The 17,541-nt window shown below is 70.6% G+C and carries 12 protein-coding genes; 8 read left to right on the top strand and 4 right to left on the bottom strand.

What is annotated here, in order from left to right; all coding sequences use genetic code 11:
* The first annotated feature begins 10 nt into the window (after positions 1-10).
* Genes BWI15_RS25485 through BWI15_RS25475 form a run of 3 tightly spaced genes read left to right on the top strand, consistent with a single transcriptional unit; the run spans position 11 to position 6,535 of the window.
* Positions 11-2,845 (top strand): PKD domain-containing protein, encoded by a 2,835-nt coding sequence (locus tag BWI15_RS25485; RefSeq protein WP_237771458.1) that lies wholly within the window; start codon positions 11-13, stop codon positions 2,843-2,845.
* Positions 2,846-2,870: 25 nt separating this feature from the next.
* Positions 2,871-5,684 carry a PKD domain-containing protein gene (locus BWI15_RS25480; protein ID WP_077016952.1) on the top strand — a complete coding sequence of 938 codons (2,814 nt, stop codon included), beginning with the start codon at positions 2,871-2,873 and terminating at the stop codon, positions 5,682-5,684.
* 26 nt (positions 5,685-5,710) lie between these two features.
* On the top strand, positions 5,711-6,535 hold the full coding sequence (locus tag BWI15_RS25475; RefSeq protein ID WP_143465808.1) for a hypothetical protein: 825 nt from the start codon (positions 5,711-5,713) through the stop codon (positions 6,533-6,535).
* A 9-nt stretch (positions 6,536-6,544) separates the two neighbouring features.
* Here BWI15_RS25475 and BWI15_RS25470 read toward each other — a convergent pair whose 3' ends face one another.
* Genes BWI15_RS25470 through cysC form a run of 3 tightly spaced genes read right to left on the bottom strand, consistent with a single transcriptional unit; the run spans position 6,545 to position 9,962 of the window.
* The gene (locus BWI15_RS25470; protein ID WP_077016950.1) at positions 6,545-7,624 is read right to left on the bottom strand and encodes a CDP-glycerol glycerophosphotransferase family protein; all 1,080 of its coding nucleotides are present in this window, start codon (positions 7,622-7,624) and stop codon (positions 6,545-6,547) included.
* On the bottom strand, positions 7,621-8,595 hold the full coding sequence (locus BWI15_RS25465) for a sulfite exporter TauE/SafE family protein (protein WP_077016949.1): 975 nt from the start codon (positions 8,593-8,595) through the stop codon (positions 7,621-7,623). Before BWI15_RS25465 ends, BWI15_RS25470 begins: the two co-directional genes overlap by 4 nt.
* A gap of 2 nt (positions 8,596-8,597) precedes the next feature.
* Positions 8,598-9,962 carry an adenylyl-sulfate kinase gene (gene cysC, locus BWI15_RS25460; protein ID WP_237771457.1) on the bottom strand — a complete coding sequence of 455 codons (1,365 nt, stop codon included), beginning with the start codon at positions 9,960-9,962 and terminating at the stop codon, positions 8,598-8,600.
* A gap of 500 nt (positions 9,963-10,462) precedes the next feature.
* Here cysC and BWI15_RS25455 point away from each other — a divergent pair, with 500 nt between their 5' ends.
* The 5 genes from BWI15_RS25455 to BWI15_RS25435 are packed head-to-tail and all read left to right on the top strand — an operon-like array spanning position 10,463 to position 15,987.
* Complete coding sequence (locus BWI15_RS25455; protein WP_237771456.1) at positions 10,463-11,956, top strand: sugar transferase; 1,494 nt, start codon at positions 10,463-10,465, stop codon at positions 11,954-11,956.
* Positions 11,956-12,891: a GDP-L-fucose synthase family protein gene (locus BWI15_RS25450; RefSeq protein ID WP_077016946.1), complete on the top strand. Its 936-nt coding sequence runs from the start codon at positions 11,956-11,958 to the stop codon at positions 12,889-12,891. Before BWI15_RS25455 ends, BWI15_RS25450 begins: the two co-directional genes overlap by 1 nt.
* Positions 12,888-13,877: a GDP-mannose 4,6-dehydratase gene (gene gmd, locus BWI15_RS25445; RefSeq protein ID WP_077016945.1), complete on the top strand. Its 990-nt coding sequence runs from the start codon at positions 12,888-12,890 to the stop codon at positions 13,875-13,877. Before BWI15_RS25450 ends, gmd begins: the two co-directional genes overlap by 4 nt.
* Positions 13,874-14,683 carry a WecB/TagA/CpsF family glycosyltransferase gene (locus BWI15_RS25440; protein WP_083750999.1) on the top strand — a complete coding sequence of 270 codons (810 nt, stop codon included), beginning with the start codon at positions 13,874-13,876 and terminating at the stop codon, positions 14,681-14,683. Before gmd ends, BWI15_RS25440 begins: the two co-directional genes overlap by 4 nt.
* Positions 14,680-15,987, top strand: coding sequence for a hypothetical protein (locus tag BWI15_RS25435; protein ID WP_077016944.1), 1,308 nt, complete (start codon positions 14,680-14,682; stop codon positions 15,985-15,987). Before BWI15_RS25440 ends, BWI15_RS25435 begins: the two co-directional genes overlap by 4 nt.
* Before the next feature lie 7 nt (positions 15,988-15,994).
* On the opposite strand, the gene BWI15_RS25430 is transcribed toward BWI15_RS25435, so the two are convergent.
* A complete protein-coding gene (locus BWI15_RS25430) occupies positions 15,995-17,536 on the bottom strand; it encodes a delta-60 repeat domain-containing protein (RefSeq protein WP_077016943.1) in 1,542 nt (513 codons plus the stop codon).
* Positions 17,537-17,541: the final 5 nt, after the last annotated feature.

The raw sequence follows: 17,541 nt of genomic DNA, 5'->3' as shown, positions 1-17,541 counted from the left end.
AAGGAAGATCGTGCGGAAGAAGAGTTGTTCAGTCCTGCTGGCGATGGTCTTGGCGGTCACCGCCTGGTTGTTGCCGGCCCACGGCGCGCAGGCCGTTCAGGTCCCACAGGACCGGGTGGTCAGCGACGATCCGGCCAACTTCACTCCGAACGTGCTCGACGGGTCGGTCAAGTCCATCGTGCAGGTCGGCAACACGATCCTGATCGGTGGTCTGTTCACCCAGATCCAGGCCGCCTCGGGCGGACCGGTGCTGGCCCGGCGCAACCTGGCCGCGTTCGACGCGACCACCGGGGCCATCAGCACCACCTTCGCGCCGAACCCGGACGGTGAGGTCACCACGATCCTGCCGTCCGGCGACGGCTCGACCGTCTACCTCGGCGGCTCGTTCAACACCGTCGGCGGTGTGTCGTCGGTGAGCACGGCCCGGATCAACGCGTTCACCGGCGCGCGGGTGGCGACGTTCGTCCCGCCCACCCTGTCCGGACGGGTCAAGGACATGCGGCTGGTTGGCACCCGGTTGTGGCTGGCCGGCACCTTCACCCACGTCGCGGGCCGCGCGCAGGCCGCGCTCGCCACGGTGAACGCGACCACCGGCGCGTGGGATCCCTACATGGGCCTGGCGATCGCGGGGGTGCACAACGGCGGCAACACCACCGTGATGAAACTGGACGTCACCCCGGACGGCCGTCAACTGGTTGCCATCGGCAACTTCGACACGATCCAGGGCGTCAAGCACCACCAGGTGTTCATGCTGAACCTCACCGGGGCGGCCGCTGCGGTGGAGAACTGGCAGACGAACTTCTACAACACCGCCTGCTCGAGCTCGTTCCAGACCTACATGCGCGACCTGGACATCTCGCCGGACGGCTCGTACTTCGTCATCACCACCACCGGCGCGTACGGCGGCGCCGGCACCGCCTGCGACTCGACGGCGCGCTTCAACACCAGCGCCCGGGGCAGCGGTCTGAGCTACTACTGGCTCAACAACACCGGCGGCGACACCCTGTACGCGGCCGCGATCACCGGGACGGCGGTCTACATCGGCGGCCACCAGCGCTGGCAGAACAACCCGTTCGCCGGTGACCGCGCCGGACAGGGCGCGGTGTCGCGTCCGGGCATCGCAGCGCTCGACCCGGTCAACGGCCTGCCGCTGTCGTGGAACCCGACCCGCGAGCGCGGGGTCGGCGTGTTCGATCTGCTCGCGACCTCGACCGGGCTGTGGGTCGGCTCCGACACCGAGCACCTCGGCCAGAACTTCGAGTACCACCCGCGGATCGCGTTCTTCCCGCTGGCCGGCGGCACGGTGATCCCGCCGAACAACACGCCGACGCTGCCGAACAACCTGTACGTCGCGGGTCCGCGCGCCCCGGTCGCCGACACCGTCACCCGGACGGCCTACGACGGCACCACGTTCGGCGCGCCGGCCTCGGTACCGAACGGCGGCCTCACCTGGGGCACGACCAATCGCGGCGCGTTCATGCTGAACGGCGTCCTGTACGCCGGCTGGTCGGACGGCTCGTTCAACCGCCGGACCTACAACGGCAGCACCTTCGGCACGCCGACCGCGATCAACACCGGTGACTTGCTGGTCCCGATGACGACCTGGCACGGCGAGGTCGCGCAGATGACCGGCATGTTCTTCGACACCGGGCGGATCTACTACACGCTGGCCGGCCAGTCGAACCTCTACTACCGCTACTTCACGCCGGAGAGCGGCGTGGTGGGCGCGGCCCGCTACACCGCGACCGGCAACGTCGCCGGCGTGAACTTCTCCCAGGTCAACGGCATGTTCGTCACGCCGACCGGCTTCTACTGGGCCAGCTCGCTGGACGGAGACCTGCGCCGCTCGGGCTGGTCGCCGGCCACCGGCGTACCGACCGGAACGTCGACGACGGTGTCCACCGGTGAGTGGCGGGCGCGGGCGCTGTTCCTGTTCCAGGGGGTGGCCGCGCCGCCGAACCAGCCGCCGGTCGCCCAGGCCGGGATCAGCTGCAGCAACCTCGACTGCACGTACTCCTCGGCGGGTTCGAGCGATCCGGACGGCACGATCCAGTCCTACCAGTGGTCGTTCGGCGACGGCGCGACCTCGGCCGCACCGAACCCGGCGCATCAGTACGCCGCCGCCGGGATCTACACCGTCACGCTGACCGTGACCGACAACAACGGCGCCACCGGACAGCGAACGCAGGACGTCACGGTCACCGCGGGCGGCACCAGCCCGGTGACCTTCGTGGGCGCGAGCGCGGTCAACCTGAACAGCAGTTCGTTCGGTGTCACCGTGCCCGCGGCGACACCGGCGAACGCGCTGATGCTGCTCTTCTTCGCCGACAACGACCCGGCGGCGACGATCACCGCTCCGGCGGGCTGGACGCAGGTCCAGACCGCGAGCTCGACCAACCAGAACGCCCGGGTCTGGCGGCGGACGGCCACGGCTGCCGACGCCGGGACGACGGTGGCCGTGACCACGTCGATCTTGACCAAGGCCAACGCCACGCTGATCGTCTACTCCGGGGTCTCCGGCACCACGCCGGTGGCGGCGGCGACCGCAGCCAGCGAGACGCTCGTCCAGAACACGCACACCACGCCGCCGGTGTCGTCGACGGTGAGCGGGGCGCGGCTGGTCAGCTACTGGGGCGAGAAGTCGTCGGCGACGACCACCCTCACGCCGCCGGCCGGTCTGACCGTCCGGTCCGCCACGACCGGTAGTGGTTCCGGACGGATCACGTCGCTGACCGGCGACAGCGGACCGTTCGGACCGGGCACGCTCGGCGGTCTCACCGCGACGGCCGACTCGGCCTCCGCGCGGGCACTGATGTTCAGCGTCGTCGTGGCGCCGGCACCGTAACCACAAGGTCTGTCGGGGGAATGGGATGGCTCTACGCCGCACGCCATTGGTCGCTGTACTGCTTGCGCTGCTCGCTTCGGTCCTGACCGTCGGGACCGAGCGGGCCGCGGACGCGGTGCAATTGCCGCAGTCGACGATCGTCAGCGCCGACCCGGTCGACTGGACGCCGCATGCCCTGAACGGCGAGGTGCACGCGCTGATCCAGGTCGGCAACCGGGTGATCGTCGGGGGCACCTTCACCACGATCCGGTCGGCGACCAGCTCCACCCAGATCAGTCGCCGGGCGATCTTCGCCTACAACGCGACCACCGGTGCCCTCGACAACAGTTTCCTGCCGGTCCTGAACGGCTCGGTGGACACCCTGGTCGCGAGCGCCGACGGGCAGTCGGTCTATCTCGGCGGCAGCTTCACCACCGTGAACGGAACCAGCCAGCCGCGGCTCGCCCGGGTCGACCTGACCAACGGCAGCCTGGTCACCTCGTTCCGTCCCAGCGTCAATCGGCAGGTCTACGACATCAAGCTGTCCGGCGGCCGGCTCTACCTCGGCGGCCTGTTCACCGTGGTGGGCGGCCAGACCCGGACCGTGCTCGCCGCGGTGAACCCCGACACCGGCGCGGTCGACCCGTTCGTCAACGTCACCTTCGCCGCCCCGGTCCGCGGCGCCGAGCTGCAGGTCGACAAGTTCGACATCACCCCGGACGGCAGCAAGCTTGTTGCGATCGGCAACTTCTCGCTGGTCGGCGGCCAGCGTCGGGTGCAGATCGCGATGCTCGACCTGTCCGGCCCGGCGGCGGCCGTGCGCAACTGGCACACCGCGCGGTTCGAGCCCGACTGCTCCGACCAGTTCTGGACCTACGTGCACGACATCGACATCTCGCCGGACGGCGCCTACTTCGTCGTGGTGACCACCGGCGGTACGCCGATGAACCGGCTCTGCGACTCGGCCTCGCGCTGGGAGACCGACGCGGTCGGCAGCAACCTGCAGCCGTCGTGGGTCAACTACACCGGCGGCGACACGTTGTGGAGCGTCGGCATCACGGGGGTCGCCGTCTACATCGGCGGTCACCAGCGCTGGGTGAACAACCCGTTCGGCAGCAACTCCGCCGGGGCCGGCGCGGTCTCCCGCGAAGGCCTGGCCGCGCTCGACCCGCTGAACGGCCTGCCGTACTCGTGGAATCCGACCCGCACCCGCGGCGTCGGGGTCTTCGACCTGACCTCGGTCCCGGGCGGACTGCTGATGGGCAGCGACACCGACCGGACCGGGCAGAACTACGAGTTCCACGGCCGGCTCGCCCTGTTCCCGAACTCACCGCTCACCCCACCGCCGGGCTACACCGGCCAGCTGCCCAGCCCGGTCTACCGCCTCGGCAGCACCACCACCGTCCGCTCGTACGACGGAACGACGGCCGGCGCCGCCAGTCCGGTGAACACCGGCACGACGAGCTTCGCCGGGGCCCGTGGCGCGGTGATGATCGACGGCTTCCTGTACTCCGGTACGGCCGAGGGCACGCTCACACGGCGCAGCTTCAACGGCAGCACCTTCGGCCCGGCCACGACGGTCAACCTGCGCGGGCTCACCGCGTTCGCCACCGACCTGCGCTCCGTAACCGGCATGTTCTTCGCCAACGGTCGCCTGTTCTACACGGTCGCCGGCCAGTCGTCGCTGTACTACCGCTACTTCACGCCGGAGAGCCAGGTGATCGGCGCCACCCGGTTCGTGGCCAGCGGCAACCTCACCGGCGTCAACTGGAGCCAGGTGTCCGGCATGTTCCGCTCCGGCAACCAGCTCTACTGGGGCACCAGCACCGACGGCAACCTGCACCGGGTGAACTTCGCGAACAACGTCCCGGTCGCCGGCACCGCGGTGGTGACGAGCGGGCCGGGGATCGACGGTCAGGACTGGCGGTCGCAGGGCACCTTCCTGCTGGCCGGCAGCGGTCCCGTGCCGAACATCCGTCCCTCGGCCGCCTGGACCGGCAGCTGCGACCTGCTCGAGTGCGAGTTCTCCGGGCTGACCTCGAACGATCCCGACGGAAGCATCGCGTCGTACGCGTGGGACTTCGGCGACGGAACCACCGCGACCGGGCCGTCGCCGGCGCACACCTATGCGGCGCCGGGCTCGTACCAGGTGACCCTGACGGTGACCGACAACGAGGCGGCCACCGGAACGGACAGCCGGCCACAGACGGTCTCGAACGTGGCGAACCCGATCGAGTTCGTCGGCGCGAACGCCTCGAACCAGAACGCGCTGACCCATTCGGTGACCGTGCCGCCGACGACCAGCGCGGGCGACGGGCTGCTGCTGTTCTTCACTCAGAACAGCACCGCAGCGCTGACCGGGCCGACCGGAGTCACCGGCTGGTCGTTGCTGCGGACGGTGACCGGCTCGGGGTTCGTGACCAGGGTCTGGCAGAAGGTGGCCGGCGCCAACGACGCCGGCCAGACGGTGTCGGTCAACGTGGCGTCGTACAGCAAGGCCGGTCTGACCGTCGCGGCGTACTCGGGGACCAGTTCGTCGGGTCCGGTCGCGGCCTTCGCCTCGGCCACCGAGTCGGTGACCCGGGCGGCCCACACCACACCGGTGGTCGCCGGCACCGTGCCGGGCGCGTGGCGGGTGTCGTACTGGGCCGACAAGTCGTCGGCCACGACCGCGTGGACGGCTCCGGCGGGAGAGCAGGTGCGCAGTACGTCGTTCGGCTCGCCGAGCGGTCACATCTCGACCTTGCTCACCGACAGCGGCGCGGCGGTGCCGACCGGTTCACAGGGCGGGCTGACCGCGACGGCCAACAGTTCCAATTCGACAGCGAACATGTGGACCCTCCTGCTGAGTCCGCGATGAGACCGTAGGCTGCGGACAGGAGGCTGATGGTGCCGAGGACAACGAAGGGCGGGGCGATGGCCGGTGTCGCGCTGGTTGCACTGCTGCTGACCGCTGCCTGCGGATCGGTCGCCGGTGACGTGGGCGGCCCGGACCCGGAGGCCGCGTCCGACCCGCCGCCCCGGCCGCAACTCCTGCTGACCTTCGACGATCAGCAGGTGGGCCCGGCGGCCGGGCGGGAGATCCGCGGTGAGGGGGCGGCCGCGGCAACGGTCGACCTGCTCAGCGTGAACAAGCCGACCACGGCGTACGAAGCCGGCCGTGACGGTGGCATCGCGCTGCGGTTGCCCGCCTACGCGGGCACCGCGAAGGGGTCGTTCGCGGCGCTGCGCGTCGAGCCGGAGGAGTGGCTGTCGCCCGGAACGTCGGAGTTCACCTTCGGGGCCGACGTCCGGCTCGACGGCAAGTCCAGCGGCAGCACGGTCGACAACGGTGACAACGTGATGCAGCGCGGACTGTTCGCGGACTCGGCCCAGTTCAAGATCCAGGTCGACCGGCACCGGCCGTCCTGTGTGGTGCGGGGGACCGACGGATCGGTGGTGGTGAAGTCCAAGCCGGCCCTCGATCCGGCCCGGTGGTACCGCCTGACCTGCCACCGGCTGGACACCACCGTCACGCTGACGATCACCGATCTCACCGCCGGCACCGCGCCCAGCAAGGTCGCCAAGAGCGGCGCGATCGGTTCGCTCGACCTGATCGGCTCCGAGCCGCTGGCGATCGGCGCCAAGATCGGCGAGGACGGCGAGATCGTCCGCTCGTCCACCGACCAGTTCAACGGCCGGATCGACAACGTCAGCTACCTGCGCAACTGACGCCGCCGTTCAGCTGAAGACTTCCTCGATCAGCCGGTCGGTGGCCCGGCCGTCGTCCAGGTGGCAGTAGCGCCGCCGGAACGCCTCGTACGCCGGGGCGTACCGGCGGCGCAGCCCGTCGGTGTCGGCCAGCGCCGCGGTGAGCTCGTCCGCTGTGGTCACCAGCGGACCGGGCGCCTCCGCCTCGAGGTCGAAGTAGAAGCCGCGCAACTGGTCGCGGTAGCCGGCCAGGTCGTAGGTGTAGAAGACCATCGGCCGGCCCGTGACGGCGAAGTCGAACATCGTCGAGGAGTAGTCGGTGATCATCAGGTCCGCGGCCAGGTAGAGCGCCTGGATGTCGGGGTGATCGCTCACGTCGATCACCCGCGGGTGCCGCGGTACCGGTGAGGTCGCCGCGACCAGATGGTGGAACCGGAACAGCAGCACGGTGTCGTCGGGCAGCCCGCCGAGCACCTGCTCCGCCTCGGCGGCGAGCGGGTTCGGTGCGGCCGAGCCGGTCAGGGCGTCGTCGCGCCAGGTGGGCGTGTACAGCACGGCCCGGGTCGACGGAGCCAGCCCAAGCTCGGCCCGGACCTTCGCGCGCAGGTCGTCCGCGCCCGGCCCGGACAGCACGTCGTTGCGCGGGTAGCCGATCTCCAGCACCGAGCCGGCATAGCGGAAGGCCTGCCGCAGCTTGCCGGTGGAAAAGCGGTTCGGGGAGACCAGGTGGTCCCAGCGGCGCACGTCCTTGGCCAGCCGGCGCGTGTAGACGTCGGCGCCGGCGTACTTCGCGTCGGGCACGTCGAAGCCGATCCGCTTGAGCGGCGTACCGTGCCACAGCTGGACGTACGTCGTCCGCCGGGTCTTCAGCGGGTAGCGCGGCATCATGTCGTTGGACAGGAAGTACCGCGCCGAGGCGATCCGCAGGAAGTAGGCCGGGGTGTTGCGGACCACCCGCTCGACGTCGTCGGGCAGCTGGACGTCCGGGCCGGAGACGACCCAGATCCGGCGCAGGTCGGGCCGCAGCTCGCCGAGCCGTTCGGACACCGCCCGCGGGCTATCGGAGTACTTGCCCCGCCAGCTCTCGAAAACCACCGTCTCGCGGCTCATCGCCGGTTCCCTCCTGCTTGTTCGCGGACCTGGTCCGCTGGATCGTCGGACGGTTCGCCGCCCCGGGACCGCCTGGCCAGCAACGGGAAGCCGTGCCGGCGGCGGATCAGCATCCACAGCGGCGGCGCGATCAGCGCCGTGCCCGCCAGCACCGCGCCGGTCTCCGCGTTCGGTACGCCGAGCAGCTTCAGCGCGGACGCCAGCAGCACGAAGGCCAGCGCTCGCCGGATCAGGCCGCCCGGTGCCCGCGACGAGATCCGCGCGCCGAGCCAGACGCCGGGCACGCAGCCGACCAGCATGGACACGGTGAGGTCGAGCTGGAAGTCGCCGAACAGCAGGTGACCGAGAGCGGCCGACGCCACCAGCGGCACGGCTTGGAGCAGGTCGGTGCCGACCAGCTCACTGGCCTTGAGCCCGGGATACAGGGCCATCAGCGCGATGATCACCAGCGAGCCGGAGCCCACCGAGGTCATGCCGACGACGAGTCCGCCGATCACGCCGACCAGCACGGTGGGCAGCGGACGGGCACTGACGCGCGGCCGGCCCTGGGGGAGTGGGGGCAGCAGACCGTCGCGCTTGCGTGCCCGCTCGGCCAGCCGGATGTAGGCCCGCACGGTCAGACCTGCCGCCGCGATCAGCAGCGCGATGCCCAGCGCACGCTGGATGATCTGCTGGACGTCCTCACCGTCGCCGAGTGACCGTGCGATCAGAACGCCGGCGAACGCGGCCGGGATCGAGCCGAGGCACAACCAGCCGACCAGTTTGAGGTGCACGGTGCCCCGGCGCAGATGGACGGCCGCGCCGACCGGCTTCATCACCGCACTGGCCACCAGATCGCTGGACACGGCGGTCAGCGGCGGGACGCCGAAGAACAGCACGAGCACGGGCGTCATCAACGCACCGCCGCCCATTCCGGTCAGCCCGACCACCACTCCGACTCCGAACGCGGCCGCCGCGAGTGCGAAGTCCATGGTCAGCCGCCGGTGACCGGGCCGGCCGGAGCCGGTCCCACCGTGCGATCGGGCTGCGCCGAGGGGATCCAGCCGCCCGCGGCCAGATACCCGGTGAGCTCGGCGAGCGACTCGGCCGGCGAGACCGCGGAGGTGTCCAGCCGCAGATCGGCGTCCAGCGGTTCGTCGTACGGGTCGCTGATGCCGGTGAACTGGGTGACGACGCCCGCCCTGGCCTTGCGGTACAGGCCTTTCGTGTCGCGTCGCTCGCACTCGGCCAACGGAGTCGCCACGTGCACGAGCACCAGGTCCCCGACGGCTTCGACCATCGAGCGCACGGCTGCCCGGCTGTCGGCGTACGGCGCGATCGGTGCGCAGACGGCGATGCCGCCGTGCCGCGCGACCTCGGCGGCGACGAAACCGATCCGGCGCACGTTGAGGTCGCGGCCGGCCCGGTCGAACCCGAGACCCGACGACAGCATCCGCCGGACGACGTCGCCGTCGAGCAACGTGACGGCGCGACCGGCCTGGCTGGTCAACTCTTCGGTGAGTGACTTGGCGAGCGTCGACTTGCCCGAGCCCGACAGGCCGGTGAAGAAGACGACCAACCCGCGCTCCCGCCGCGGCGGCCGCCAGCGGGCCAGCGTCGGCAGCGCGCGATTGAGCACCGGGTCGTCGACCACCGCGATCGTGTCGATGGCCTGCCGCACCTCGGCCAGTGCTTCGAGCCATCGCTTGTCCCCGGTATCCGCCGTGCCGCGGTGTCGATCGGGGCCGGCCGTGGGATTCGGGCCGGTGGCCTCGAATTCCGACGCCGGGCGGAGCCGCAGCAGGCGGGTGGCGTCGAGGCCGATCGCCACGGCGGCGGCCAATGCCTCGTCCGCCTCGTTCCCGCGCCAGCTCACCGGCAGCGTGATCTGGGCGAAGCTGTCCGGGACGGCCTCGACGAGGCACTCGCGCAACGTCGCCGCCGGTACGCCGTCCGGGGTGGCGCCGGCGCTCGGCAGGACCAGGACGACGTCGTCGATGCCGGCGTCGGCGATGTCCTGCAGGTCCGCCGACGTGACCGGCCGCTGCGGTACGACGACCACGCGGCCCGGCCCGGAACGCGCTGGGACGGCGAGCGGCTCGAGCTCGACCAGACGCCCTTCGATCCATCCGCCGTCGGCCGGATCGCGAGGCGAGGTCAGGTCGGTCAGCGCGGCAACCGGCGTGGACTCGCTGTCGGCGATCGTCAGCGCACCGGCGGCCAGCGCGCGGCCGATCTCGTCCGCGGTCGCCGGGATCCGAACCCGGCCGGCCAGTGGCGGCTCTCCTGCAGCGTCGTGACCCAGGACGGCGAACGGCGGCCTGATCCCATGCCCGGCCAGCCACAGGTCGGCAACCACCCGCTCACCCGGACAGAGCACGGGCCCAGCCGGCGCTGCAACCGGTCGGTCCTCGGGCAGCGATGTAGGTCTGACGTCTTCCAGCACAACAGCCCCCCAGCTGTGAAACCGGCCCGGCGGCACTCGCCGTTCCCCGGACATCCCCCCGGTGACGCAAGGTCACCGGGCTCCAGTCTCGCCTATTCCCTCCCCGGGCGCCAGCAGGTCGCCGAACCCCGGCGCAACCACCCGATTTTCGCGGACTGTCCGTTCCCGCCCGGCTACACCCTGTATGGCGTGGCGAATTGACACGCCCGTCGGGAGGCCTGCAAACTGCCCGACGGCGGGGTGCACAGCTGTCATGGGGCAGCTTGAGACGAGGGGCCGGTGTGAGCGGAGGCAATCGCGTGCCCGCGGAGCCGCGCGGGGCCGCGCCCGGGAGTGCCCCGACCGCCGGAATACCGCCGGAGCCGACGGTGCCGTCACAAGGCCCGGCGCGGACGGCGGTGGTGCCCGGATCGATGAGTACGGTCGCCGTCGAGGCGAGCGTGATCGACGGCTCGGGGCCGCTGTGGGTCGTTCCGCACGAGGTGCCCGCGATCGTTCCGCGCTCGTCGCGGTCGACCGAGCCGCGCTGGATCGGCGTCTATCGCTGGGCCGCTCTCGGCGGAGACCTGATGGCAGCGGTGATCGGAATCTCGATCGCGCTGCTGACCAGGTTCGGCTACGAGGTGGGTGGCGCCTACCTGGTGATCAGCAGTCTGCTGCCGCTGGCCTGGGTGACCGGAGTGGCTTTGTCGAAGGGGTACGACGCGCGCTACTACGGCTCCGGGCCTGAGGAGCTGCGGTCGCTGCTGCGCGCCGGAGTCGGCCTGACCGCGGCGATCGCGATCCTGTCGTACGCGACGAAGAGTGAGATCGCTCGTGGATTCGTCGTGCTGGCGATTCCGGTGACCGTGCTGGCCGCGCTGGTCCTGCGGTATGCGCTGCGCAAGGACCTGCACCGGCACCGGCTGCGTGGCCGGTGCATGCATCGGGTGCTCGTGGTCGGCCGGACCGATCCGGCCGCGACGCTGTGCGAACACCTCGAGAGCCGCCCCTCGGACGGATATCGCGTGGTCGCGACCTGCCGCCCGCGTGGGACCGGCCGCCGCAGCGGGCCGCTGCAACCCGACGAACTGGACGAGGCCGACATCCTGGCCGCGGTGGATCGGCATGCCGTGGAGGTGGTGGCGGTCGCAACGGATCCGGAGCTCGCGGGTCAGTCGTTGCGGCGGCTGTCGTGGGCGCTGGAGCAGCGTGGTGTCGAGTTGATCGTGTCGCCGGGCATCATCGAGGTGGCGGGCCCGCGGATCTCGGTCCGCCCGGTGGCCGGATTGTCGTTGCTGCACCTGGAGCGGCCGTCGGTCAGCGGCGGTCCGCACCTGATGAAGGCGATCTTCGACCGGGTCGTCGCGCTCGCGATCATCGTGGCTCTCGCCCCGTTGCTGATCGGTCTGGCGCTGGCGGTGAAGCTGTCCAGCCGGGGTCCGGTGTTGTTCCACCAGCGCCGGGTCGGCCGCGCGGGCGCGGAGTTCACCATGCTCAAGTTCCGCAGCATGTACGCCGACGCCGAGCAGCGGCTCGGTGATCTCTACGCGCTGAGCGACGGCAACGGTGTGCTGTTCAAGGTGCGTGACGATCCGCGCATGACACCGCTCGGCCGGTGGATCCGGCGGTTCTCGCTGGACGAGCTGCCGCAGCTGTTCAACGTGCTGCGCGGTGAGATGTCGCTGGTCGGGCCCCGGCCGCCGCTGGCCGAGGAGGTCGCGCTCTACGCCGCCGACGACTCCCGCCGGATGCTGGTCAAACCAGGCATGACAGGGTTGTGGCAGGTGAGCGGTCGCAGTGATCTGTCCTGGGACGAATCGGTCCGGCTCGACCTGCGCTACGTCGACAACTGGTCGATGACGCTGGACCTGCTCATCCTCTGGAAGACGCTGCGGGCAGTGTTCTACGGATCTGGAGCTTATTGATGACGATCGACCCCCGGTCGCCGGTGTACGTCGCGGGGCACCGTGGTCTGGTCGGCTCAGCCGTCTGGCGCCGGCTCGAAGCGGCCGGGTTCAGCCACCTGATCGGCGCCTCGTCGGCCGAGCTCGACCTGCGCGACCGCGCGGCCACGACGGCGTTCCTGGCCGAGCACCGCCCGGCCGTGGTGATCGACGCCGCCGCGCGGGTCGGCGGCATCCTGGCCAACCGGGATCACCCGACGGAGTTCTTGAGCGACAACCTGCGGATCCAGGTCAACCTGATGGACGCGGCGCTGGCGGTCCGGGTGCCGCGGCTGCTGTTCCTCGGCTCGTCGTGCATCTATCCCAAGTACGCCGACCAGCCGATCCGCGAGTCCAGCCTGCTCACCGGTGAGCTGGAGCCGACCAACGACGCGTACGCGATCGCCAAGATCGCCGGCATCATGCAGGTCCAGGCCGTCCGCCGCCAGTACGGGCTGTCCTGGATCTCCGCGATGCCGACCAACCTGTACGGGCCGAACGACAACTTCGACCCGACCAGCTCGCACGTGCTGCCCGCGCTGATTCGCCGGTTCCACGAGGCGAAGGTGTCCGAGGCGCCCGAGGTGGTGCTGTGGGGCAGCGGTACGCCGCGGCGCGAGTTCCTGCACGTGGACGATCTGGCCGACGCGTGCGTGCACCTGCTGGACCACTACGACGAGCCGGAGCCGATCAACGTCGGCGTCGGCACCGACGTGACGATCCGCGAGCTGGCCGAGCTGGTCGCGAAGGTGGTCGGCTACACCGGTGCCATCAGCAACGATCTGTCCAAGCCGGACGGCACCCCCCGCAAGCTGCTCGACGTGAGCAGGCTGCGGGCTCTGGGCTGGAAGCCGTCCATCGGTCTCGACGAGGGTGTGGCCGCGACCTACGACTGGTACCTGGAGCAGCAGGCATGAAGAAGGCGTTCATCACCGGGATCACCGGTCAGGACGGGTCCTACCTGGCCGAGCTGCTGCTCGCCAAGGGGTACGAGGTGCACGGCCTGATCCGCCGGGCCAGCACGTTCAACACGCGCCGGATCGACCACCTGTACACCGATCCGCACGAGCCGGACAAGCGGCTGTTCCTGCACTACGGCGACCTGACCGACGGCTCGCGCTTGGTCACGTTGCTCGCCTCGATCCAGCCCGACGAGGTCTACCACCTGGCCGCGCAGAGCCACGTCCGGGTGAGTTTCGACGAGCCGGAGTACACCGGCGACACCACCGGCATGGGCACCACCCGGTTGCTCGAGGCGATCCGGATGATCGGGCTGGACTGCCGGTTCTACCAGGCCAGCTCGTCGGAGATGTTCGGCGCGACGCCGCCGCCGCAGAACGAGCTGACCCCGTTCTACCCGCGCTCGCCGTACGGCGCGGCCAAGGTGTACGGGTTCTGGATGACGCGTAACTACCGCGAGGCCTACGACATGTTCGCGGTGAACGGGATCCTGTTCAACCACGAGAGCCCGCGGCGCGGCGAGACGTTCGTGACGCGCAAGATCACCCGGGCGGTGGCGCGGATCAAGCTGGGCCTGGAGAAGCGGCTGTACCTGGGCAACCTGGACGCCTGCCGGGACTGGGGCTACGCGCCGGAGTACGTCGAGGGCATGTGGCGGATGCTGCAGCACGACGAACCGAGCGACTACGTGGTGGCGACCGGCACGTCGTACTCGGTGCGGGACTTCGTCGAGCTGTCGTTCCAGCACGCGGGGCTGGACTGGGAGGCGCACGTCGACCACGACCAGCGCTACGAGCGGCCGACCGAGGTGGATTCGCTGATCGGCGACGCGTCCAAGGCGCAGGCCGAGCTGGGCTGGAAGGCCCAGGTGCACGTGCCCGAGCTGGTCCGCATCATGGTCGACGCAGACCTGGCGGCCCTGACCGAGCAGGCGAACGCATGAGTGTCGAAGAGACCGAGACAGCCACCAGCACCCGCAGCGGTGACAGCAACGGCTGGGACCAGCGGGTCGACGTGCTCGGTATCCACGTCAGCGTCACCGACATGGACGACACCGTCGAGACGTTCGCCGGGTGGATCGCCGCCGGTGAGCGGCACCTGGTCTGCGTGTCCGACATGAACGCGTTGCTGCACGCCCGGGCCGACGCGGAGCTCACCGAGGTCTACAACACCTCCGGCCTGACGCTGGCCGACGGCATGCCGCTGGTCTGGGCCGGCAAGCGGGCCGGGTTCGACCGGATGGCCCGGGTCTGTGGGCCGGACCTGATCGAGCGCGTGATGGCCGAGGCGGCCGAGCGCGGCTGGTCGCAGTACTTCTACGGCGGAGCCGACGGCGTCGCCGAGCAGCTGCGGGACAACTTCGTCGCCAAACACCCGTCGCTGTTCGTCGCGGGCACCTACTCCCCGCCGTACCGGGCGCTGTCGGCCGAGGAGGACGCGGAGATCGTCGGGAAGATCAACGCGGCCGGGCCGGACATCGTCTGGGTCGGGCTCGGCGCGCCGAAGCAGGAGCGCTGGATGGCCGAGCACCGCGACCGGCTGGACGCGGCGATCCTGATCGGCGTCGGCGCGGCGTTCGACTTCCACACCGGGCGGCTGGACCGGGCGCCGGTCTGGATGCAGAAGGCCGGGCTGGAGTGGAGCTACCGGCTCTACAAGGAACCGCGCCGGCTCTGGAAGCGCTACCTGCTCGGCATCCCGCGGTTCGCCGCGGGCATCCTGCTGCGGCCGCCGAAGCCGGTTTCTTGAAACTTCCCAAGCTCAGCAAGCTCGCCGGACCGGCGGGCCGCGCCGGCTGGGGTCTGGCGGACCAAGGGCTGTCCAGCCTCAGCAACCTGGCCGTCGGCGTGCTCGTCGCGCGCAGCAGCAGCGTCGCCGACTTCGGTGTCTACGCGCTGGCCTTCGGCGGCTACACGATCGCGCTGAACGTCTCCCGGGCGGTCGCGACCGAGCCGCTGGGCGTTCGGCACTCCGGTGCCCGCACCCCGGCCTGGGAGAAGGCCGTGCGCTCCAGTACGGCGACCGCCCTGCTCGCCGGACTCGCGGCGCTCGTCGTCGGGCTGCTGATCGCGGCGTTCCCCGGCGTACCGTCGCCCGGGGTGCTGGTCGCGTTCGCGGTGACGATGCCCGGGCTGCTGCTGCAGGACGCGTGGCGCTGGGCCTTTTTCGTCGTGGGGGACGGCCGCCGGGCGTTCCTCAACGACCTGGTCTGGCTGATCGCGATGGCCGTGCTGTTCGGCGGGCTCTACCTGACCGGCGCGGCGTCGGCGTTCTCGCTGACGTTGTGCTGGGGACTCGGTGCGGTGATCGCCGCGGTGTTCGGGCGGTTCCAGAGCGGTCTGACGCCGCGCTTCCAGCTGGTCAGGCACTGGCTGAAGGCCAACCGCGACCTCACCCCCAAGTACGTCGGGGAGATGCTCGCGGTCAGCGGCACGATCCAGGTCTACATGCTCGGCATCACCGCGGCCGCCGGGATCGCGGCCGTCTCCGGCATCCGCGGCGCCCAGGTGCTGCTCGGACCGGTGAACGTGCTCAACCAGGGGATCCGGGCGGTCGCCGTACCGGAGGCGGCTCGGGCGCTGAAGCACTCGTACCGGCGGCTGTGGCGGGTCGGCCTGGTCATCTCGGCCGGAGTCGGCGCCGGCGCGTTGGCCTGGGGAGCGGTCTTCCTGCTGCTGCCGGAGTCGATCGGCCGGGCCCTGCTCGGTCCGGGCGTCTGGGCCGAAGCCAGTGCTGTCATGGTGCCGGTCATCCTGCTGCAGGCCCTCGGTGCCTCCAACGCCGGCGCCTTCGCCATCATGCGCGCGCTGGCGGCGGCCGGGCGGGGTCTGCGGGTCAGGCTGATCTCGTCGGTCGTGCTCATCACCGCGGGCGTCACCGGCGCCGCCTTGAACGGCGCGCGAGGCGCTGCCTGGGGCCTGGCCGCCGCGGCCTTCTTCACCCTGCTCCTGTGGTGGCACGAGGCCCACCGGGCGCTCGCCGCCCACCGCGCGGCGGGTGAAACAGAACGTGGTGGGCCCGCCGAAGCGGGACCCACCACGTCCGTGCTCTAGAGGTTCGTTACCTCACGACCACCGTGGCCGACGTGGCGGACTTGACCACGTTGCGCCCGTCGAGGACCTCGACGCGGTAGTTGACCTGCTGCCCGCTCTTCACGCCGGTGTCGGTGTAGGTGACCAGCTGCGAGGCCTGCCACTTGTAGGTGTTGCGGTTCCAGGTCCCGACCAGCCGGGTGCCCTGGTAGACCTTGTAGGTCAGCGTGATGTTGTCCGGGTCGACGACGGTCCGGAAGGACAGTCCGACCTTGTTCGCGACCGGGCTGTTCGCCGCGGGGGCGGCCGGTGCCGGTGCCTTCGCGCCACCGATCGCGTTGGTGAACCGGGTGATGCCCTGCTGGCCGGTCCCGTTCACCTTGAGGAAGTCGCCGCCGACCCACAGGTCGGTGCCGGTGGCGGCCATCGCCAGCGGACCCACCTTGGTCGAGCTGTTCGGGTCGGCGTCGGTGTTGGGGAACCAGGGACCGAGCTTGCCGGTCACCCCGCTGTGCACGAGCAGGTAGTGCGTGCCGGAGCCGTCCTTGAAGTAGCTCGGCTCGTCCGGGCTGCAGTTGTGCGCGTGCGATCCCTTGTAGAGCCAGTTGCCGATCGCCTTGACCGCCTCGGTCGCGCCCAGGCACTTGCTCTGCCACAACAGCTTGCCGGTGGCAACGTCCGCGGCGAGGATGCCGTCGTAGCAGCCGGTCCCGTCACCGCCGTTGGCGACGAACACCTTCGAGCCGTAGGTGTCGATGTCCTTCACCCGGGTGACGCACTTGTTGGGCGGAACCAGGACCGGTTCGGGGATGGCGGACGCGGCCGGCATGGCGTACGGCACGCCGGTGCTGTTGTTCAGCGCGACCAGCGTGTTGTGGTGCTGGCCGCGGACGGTGGTGAACGGACCGCCGGCGTACACCTTGGTGCCGTTGTCGGCGACGTCGATCGCGTACACGTCGTCGTTGGCGTTCGGGTTCCACGGCAGCAGCGCACCGCTGTTCAGCGCGACCGCGGCCAGCCGGTTGCGCTCCACCCCGGAGACCCGGCCGAAGGACCCACCGAAGAAGACGCTGTTGCCGTAGATCGCCACCGCCTTGACCCGGAAGTTGACCGAGGGCCGGAAGCTGCTCAGCGCGCCGGTCGCGGCGTTGAACATCGCGATCCGGTTGCGCGGCTGGCCGTTGACCGTGGTGAAGTCCCCACCGACCACGATCCACTTCTGGTCCAGCGACGTCGCGATGCTCCACACCGGACCGTTCAGCTTCGGCGCGAAGCCGGAGGCGTTGCCGCTGGTGCGGCTGAACGAGGCCAGGTACGTGCGCACCGCCTCGCCCTGCCCGGCCGGCTTGCCCGGCGGCCGGACCCGGGTGAACAGGCCCCCGACGAACACGTTGTTACCGGCGATGGCGATCGCGTTCACCGGCGCGTTGGTCTGCCAGGAACTCTGCTTCACCGCCGAGACCGCCGTACCGAACCCGGGCGCGGCGGCCACCACCGGGGCACCGGGCGGGATCAGCGCCGCGGCCACGACGGCCGCGGCGGTGACTAGTACCAGAACTAACTTCTTCATCGATG

It is taken from the genome of Kribbella sp. ALI-6-A (assembly GCF_001984195.1).
Taxonomy (GTDB): domain Bacteria; phylum Actinomycetota; class Actinomycetes; order Propionibacteriales; family Kribbellaceae; genus Kribbella.
This window is presented reverse-complemented; position numbering and strand designations above follow the sequence as displayed.